General features: G+C 23.7%; 6 protein-coding genes. 1 reads left to right on the top strand and 5 read right to left on the bottom strand.

The genetic code is table 11. The features are described from left to right. Nucleotides 1–274 precede the first annotated feature (274 nt). From T324_RS0108620 to kdsA, 4 genes are all read right to left on the bottom strand, one after another. Nucleotides 275–823 (bottom strand): hypothetical protein, encoded by a 549-nt coding sequence (locus T324_RS0108620; protein WP_028329881.1) that lies wholly within the window; start codon nt 821–823, stop codon nt 275–277. A gap of 615 nt (nt 824–1,438) precedes the next feature. Beyond that, the gene (locus T324_RS18885; protein WP_342664450.1) at nt 1,439–2,047 is read right to left on the bottom strand and encodes a DUF4132 domain-containing protein; all 609 of its coding nucleotides are present in this window, start codon (nt 2,045–2,047) and stop codon (nt 1,439–1,441) included. A 41-nt stretch (nt 2,048–2,088) separates the two neighbouring features. Beyond that, nucleotides 2,089–3,672, bottom strand: a complete 1,584-nt coding sequence (locus tag T324_RS17035; RefSeq protein WP_342664449.1) for a BspA family leucine-rich repeat surface protein — start codon at nt 3,670–3,672, stop codon at nt 2,089–2,091. Nucleotides 3,673–3,747: 75 nt separating this feature from the next. After that, a complete protein-coding gene (gene kdsA / locus T324_RS0108610) occupies nt 3,748–4,566 on the bottom strand; it encodes a 3-deoxy-8-phosphooctulonate synthase (protein ID WP_028329880.1) in 819 nt (272 codons plus the stop codon). A gap of 198 nt (nt 4,567–4,764) precedes the next feature. Here kdsA and T324_RS0108605 point away from each other — a divergent pair, with 198 nt between their 5' ends. After that, nucleotides 4,765–5,745: a LacI family DNA-binding transcriptional regulator gene (locus tag T324_RS0108605; protein WP_028329879.1), complete on the top strand. Its 981-nt coding sequence runs from the start codon at nt 4,765–4,767 to the stop codon at nt 5,743–5,745. A gap of 57 nt (nt 5,746–5,802) precedes the next feature. Here the strand turns inward: T324_RS0108605 and greA are convergent, their stop codons facing one another. Next, nucleotides 5,803–6,267, bottom strand: a complete 465-nt coding sequence (greA, locus tag T324_RS0108600) for a transcription elongation factor GreA (protein ID WP_028329878.1) — start codon at nt 6,265–6,267, stop codon at nt 5,803–5,805. Nucleotides 6,268–6,303: the final 36 nt, after the last annotated feature.

Here is a 6,303-nt window from a genome sequence, read left to right as displayed (position 1 = left end):
GATACAGAAACTATAGCCATAATGAATAAAATAAATAATGTTTTTTTAGTCATAAATACCTCCTTATAATTATTATTTTTTTTTGATAATAAATTATTGTTTCTCATATGAAACTCCTTTTAAATAAGATTTGATTGATTTTTCATTTTTTAATTTGAAACTCAATCATGTGATTAATGATATAATCTCTGATATCATTAATCATATTATTCAGTTTCTTAATCAGGTATCAGAATCTTTTGCATCCTGATGCCTGACTTGAAATATTAATTATTTAATAAAGAGTATTTCTTCCGTAGTTTAGTATATTATCAATTGAACAATACTTTGAAACTTCTCTAATTATACATTCCAAAGCGTAATTTATATTTCCTGGTTGTTCCTGGTCAGCTATAAGCACATTATCTAATATTGATTCAAATTTCTTCATTTTTGTGTCAATAATACTTAAAAAGCATTTTGGATAACCATTTTCAATTATTATTCCTGCTAACAATATATAATCTGTTTTTATATATTTTGAATTTAAAAACATAAAATTTGTGTATTGTTCAGCAGTCATATTAGAGTAGATAGAAGAGTCATTTAAGATCTTTGAATCTATATTGGTTACAGTAAAGTTTGTTAATTTTGTGGATAGTAAGTTTGCAATAAAATATCTATCCATATTTTCAAGTCCGTAAAATGGCATTATGGTTATAGTTATGTTTTTATTTACATTTGCTTTTGTTCCTTGAGAAAATGCAAATGATGAAAAACTTAACATTATAGCTATTAATAAAGTTTTTTTAATGAAATTGATATTATTGTGTTTGAATGACATGGCGTCCTCCTTGGTGTTGTTGATTAATGAAATAACATTTAGAGGAGGATTATAAGAATAAAAATTAATTTTGATATTATATTGATTGAAAACAAAAAATGATACAAACAAGGATGATGTATTGTAGTGATAATATGATTGTACAGAAGATATTATATTAATTTCCTTCATTAATAATCCTCCTAAATGAGTTAAAATCTACCATATTAGGTAGATTAGACCTTGAATATTAAAATAAAAACTCACCAAGAAATTATTAATTGAGTTTGTTGTATCTTCTGTAAAAGAGCACATAAGCATAAATCATGCTTACACTATTAATATAATTTATTTTTTTATTATTGTCAATAATTTTATATAAAAAAAATAAAAAAATTATAGCTTTTGTTAAAAAACATATTTATTAATTATCTTTATAAATTATATAATTTTTTATATTATTGATTTTTTATAAAATATGGCAAATATTTTATTAGATAATCTAATTTTTATTTTAAAAATATTAAAGTTAAAACATTCTCAGCCGATAATATATTTAGTTGATTGGACTACCCCCCAATAACTATATTTGTAATAAGCCGCTTTGTTCATCCCACAAAAGCGGTTTATTTTTTTTTAAAGTAATTCTTTCAAATTCAAATCCCATATCATAAATGTTAACCAAGTATAGATAAATCTTTTATTTAAATTATTATCTGAAATGAAGTATGGCTTTATAATTACTTTATCATCAGCATTAGGATAATACCATATATTTGTATCTATATGAAAATATTGATTAGAGTCATAAAAAGAATATTTAAGAAAATGAGTTTTCATTTGATATTTGTTAACAAAACTTTTTAATATTCCATAATTAATTTCTGTATTTTTTAATTTATTTAGCGTTTCTTCTAAATTATTTATTTCTATAGGGCTAAATTGCATTATTGGCTGAGCTAATTCATAATCATTGATAATATTTTTCCATTTTTTTATTGTCTCTTTATCCATTTCTATTGTGTTTGCTAAACTGATATAAGAGTTTTTATTTATTATAATATTTTCATCATTTTCATTATTATAACTTCCGTCATTTGAATATCTAAAAGAAGTTATGCCATTTTCAGTATGCATATTCCATATTAAACATGTTGCAAATCTGTTCATTATTTTGTTATCAATGAAAATTTCTTTAAAAAAGTTATAGCTATATTTTCTGCCATTCATTAAAAGTCTTATCAAGAGATGGTTCTGCTTTTTTATAGTATTAGGAATTTCTTTCTTTATGTATTTAATTTCTTCTCTTTTGTATTATGAGGCATGCTTTTAGGATATGATTTTAATATCTTATTGTTTTCTATATCTAAGATTTCTATATCATCATTTTTTATAGTTAATTTATATTTATTATTATTATTTATGATTTTTTCACCATTTTTGTCAAATCCTAAATTTGGTATCATTTTTAAAATAAGTTCATCTGCTGTTAAATTATATTTTTTAGATACTTCATTTAATATATTATTAACCATCTCTTGTATGTCATCTATTTCGTTATTTCTAAAAATATTGCATATTAAACTTATAGCATAATTGCTTTCTTTATTAAGAGAAAGTATTATTAAAAAAAGTTTAGAATATTTTTCTTTTTTATATATTTCTTTTAATGCTTCATCTCCTCCATATATCCCGTAAATTATTGCCGATGTTTCTTTATTAGTAGAAATATATATTTTTCTAATAGCATTAATAAAAGATTCTTTATCTAATAAATTTATTATATTATCTATTAATATTATTTTATAAGCTTCTCTTTTTAATGCTAAATAAGATAAGTAAATATATTTAATAACTTTCATATTGACTATTTTAGTTTTATCTTTTGTAAAAACATTTTCAATATTTAGGTCATCTATAAATTTTACTTTTTTATCATCTTTTTTATTATAGTTATTTTCTATATAGTTTTCTGCTTCTTCAATAGTGCTAAAATTATTAACAAGATCTTTTAATTTATCAGCATAATTATTTTCTAATTCCTTACAAAATAAAATTACCTGTTTATTATTACTTTTATAAATAGCGTTATATACTTTTGAAATGTCAATATTTTTGATATATTCTGAAAGATTTGATTTTTCATTTTCATTATTAGTAAGACAGTACGAATAAATTTTAAATCTTAAAGATATTTTATCATTTTTTTCCATAAAAGAATTTTCAAATATTAAATTCATAGAATGTAATTTTTTAATGTTCCAACAGTCTAATTCTTGATTAAAACTAGATGTATTTGCAAATATTTTATTCATACTTTCTACTTTAGAAACATCCCAATTATTGAGAGGCTGATTAAATTCAATAGCTCCATTGAACATATTATCCATTTCCTCTACATTACTGATATTCCAATCGTTAATATTCTGATTAAATTTGCATGTATTGGCAAACATTCCATTCATTTTTTTTACTTTAGAAACATTCCAATTATTGAGAGCCTGATTAAATTCTTTAGCTGAATTAAACATCATATTCATATTTTCAACATTTTTAACATTCCAATCATTTAAAGGCTTATTAAAAATTAAAGCTAAATGAAACATTTGAGACATAATTCTTACTTTAGAAACATTCCATTTGCTGATATCATTATTAAAAAAAGCGTTATATGAAAACATCCCATGCATATATTCTACATTAGAAGTATCCCAATTTTCTATTCCATCATAATTTTTTCTAGATGAGCTTTTGAATAAATCTGACATATTTGTTATTAAAGATGTATCTATATCATTTAAACTTATATTTTCATCATCAGTTAAAATTTTTAATTCTTTTGTATTTTTAGGTTTAAATTTTTTATCCATTTTTATAATCTTATCTTTAATATAAAAAGTTATAATAGAAATATTATAATATTTGGTTAAATTATTATGTATTTATTACTGCATATTTTTTACTAAATCATTTATTTTTATTATTTGAGCCCATAATTCTTCTACTTTATCAAGCTCAAATATAGTTCCAGCATCAGAAGGACTTTTATCAGGATTAGGATGTACTTCCATAAATACAGCATCAACACCTAAAGCAACAGCAGCTTTTAGAAGGCTAGGTATAAATTCTCTTGCTCCTCCTGATATTCCATTATTAGCAGAAGGCATTTGAACAGAATGTGTAGCATCATACATTACAGGAGCATAATTTTTCATTATTTCTAAGTTCTTCATGTCTACTATTAAGTTACCATAACCAAACATAGTCCCCCTTTCACATAAGAAAAGCCTTTTTTCATTTATGGCATCAGAGCATTTATCTGCTATATATTTACAGTCATAACCGCTTATGAATTGCCCTTTTTTTACATTAACTGCTTTTCCTGTTTCACATGCTGCTCTAAGCATATCTGTTTGTCTGCATAAAAAAGCAGGTATCTGTAAAAAATCAACATATTCTGCAGCTTCATAAGCATCACTAGGAATATGTATATCAGTCAAAGTAGGAAGTGAGAATTCTTTGCCAGCATTTTGTAGTATTTTAAGACCTTCTTTCATTCCTAATCCTCTGAAAGATGAAAGAGAAGTTCTGTTTGCCTTATCAAAACTTCCTTTAAGAACTAATTGTATATTTAATTTATCTTTTATTTCTTTAAGCTTTTTAGCTATATACATTGTCATTTCTTCGCTTTCTATTACGCATGGACCTGCTATAAATATTAAATCTCTATTTTTATTAGTTATACCTTTATAATCAAAAATCATCTTATATCCTCAAAAATTCATTTTATTATATAATACAACATTAATTTCTAAAGTCAATCATTAATATTTTGGCTATTATTTTATTAATTGAAAAAAAAAATTAACTTTTAATAGCATTATATTCTAATATTTATCAAACTTTGATTTGATAATTTATGTTTTTTAATATATAATCTACTAATACGGTAGGGGGTATATATAATGAAAAATAGTAAAATAACAATGAAAGAGATTGCTGAATTATGCGATGTCACAAAAACAACTATATCTCGCTATTTTAACGGCGGATATGTGAAAAAAGAAACCAAAGATAGAATATCTAAGGTTATTAAAAAGTATAATTATGAGCCGAATGCTTTTGCAAGATTAAAAGCGAAACAGAGTTATATGATAGGTATTATAACTCCGGCCATAGATTCTGTATCAGCATCACGGTTATTAACCGGATTAGAAAAGGTTTTTAGAGAAAAGAAATACATACCTATTATCATTAATACTAATTATGATACAAAATTAGAATTGGTATATTTAGAGAAATTAAAAAGATTGAATGTTGATGGAATAGTTTTAAATGCAACTGAAATAAGCGATGAACATAGAAAAATGATAAAAAAATTAAAAATACCTGTTGTAATTTACGGACAAAAATTTTCTGATGGAGTCAGTGTAATAAATGATGATTATAATGCAGGCAGAGAAATAGGGGAGTATATTGGTAAGAAGAATTATAAATATGTAGGATATATTACTGAAAAAGATTCCGATATAGAAATTACTAGAAAAAATGGTGTGGCAGACGGTTTAAAAAAATATAATGTAAAAAAAATAAATTTTGAAAATGCTGATTTTTCTTATGATAGTGCTAAAAAAGCTGCAAATAAATTACTTCTTAATAAAAAAATTAATATAATAATATGTTCCAGTGATAAACAAGCACATGGAGTATATAAAGTAATAATGGATAAAGGACTTAAAATTCCAGATGATATTTCTGTTATATCTTTTGGTGTTTATAATATTGATGATGTAATAGAGCCTAAACTGTCTGCTATAAAATTTGATTATTTAAATGCTGGTATACGAATTGCTAATGTATTATTAGAATTAATAAACAATAATAAATCTGATAAGATTCATTATATAGATTATGAATTTATAGAAGGCAGAAGTGTAAAATAAAGTTGATAATAAAAAAAGAATTCCATTATATAATTTAATGGAATTCTTTAAATGATTTTATAGATTAATTTCTAATATTTCTAGGATTTTATCTCCGGCAGGAACTTTAATAGTAACTATATCTCCAACTTTTTTTCCTAATAAACCTTTAGCAATAGGAGTAACTATTGTAATTTCATTTTTACTCATATCAGCTTCTAATTCACCCAATATTTTATATTCTATAACAGCATTTCTGCCTTGATCCTTAACTTTAACTCTTTTTCCAAAAGTTACAGTGTCTTTATCCAAACCAGCAGGATCTATTATTTCAGAGCCGGCTAAATCACCTTCCAATTTTGATATTTGGGCATTTAATAAACCTTGTCTTTCTTTTGCAGCGTGATATTCTGCATTTTCTTTTAAGTCTCCTTTTTCTCTAGCTTCTGCAATAATAGCAGGTAAAGTTTCAAACTCTGCTTTTAATTCAGCTAGTTTAGACTTTGCTTTTTCATATCCGTCTTTTGTTATTGGTTTTCCCATAATTAATCATCCTTAAATAAATAATAATGTAATATT

It is taken from the genome of Brachyspira alvinipulli ATCC 51933 (genome assembly GCF_000518245.1).
In the GTDB taxonomy this organism is placed as follows: domain Bacteria; phylum Spirochaetota; class Brachyspiria; order Brachyspirales; family Brachyspiraceae; genus Brachyspira; species Brachyspira alvinipulli.
This window is presented reverse-complemented; position numbering and strand designations above follow the sequence as displayed.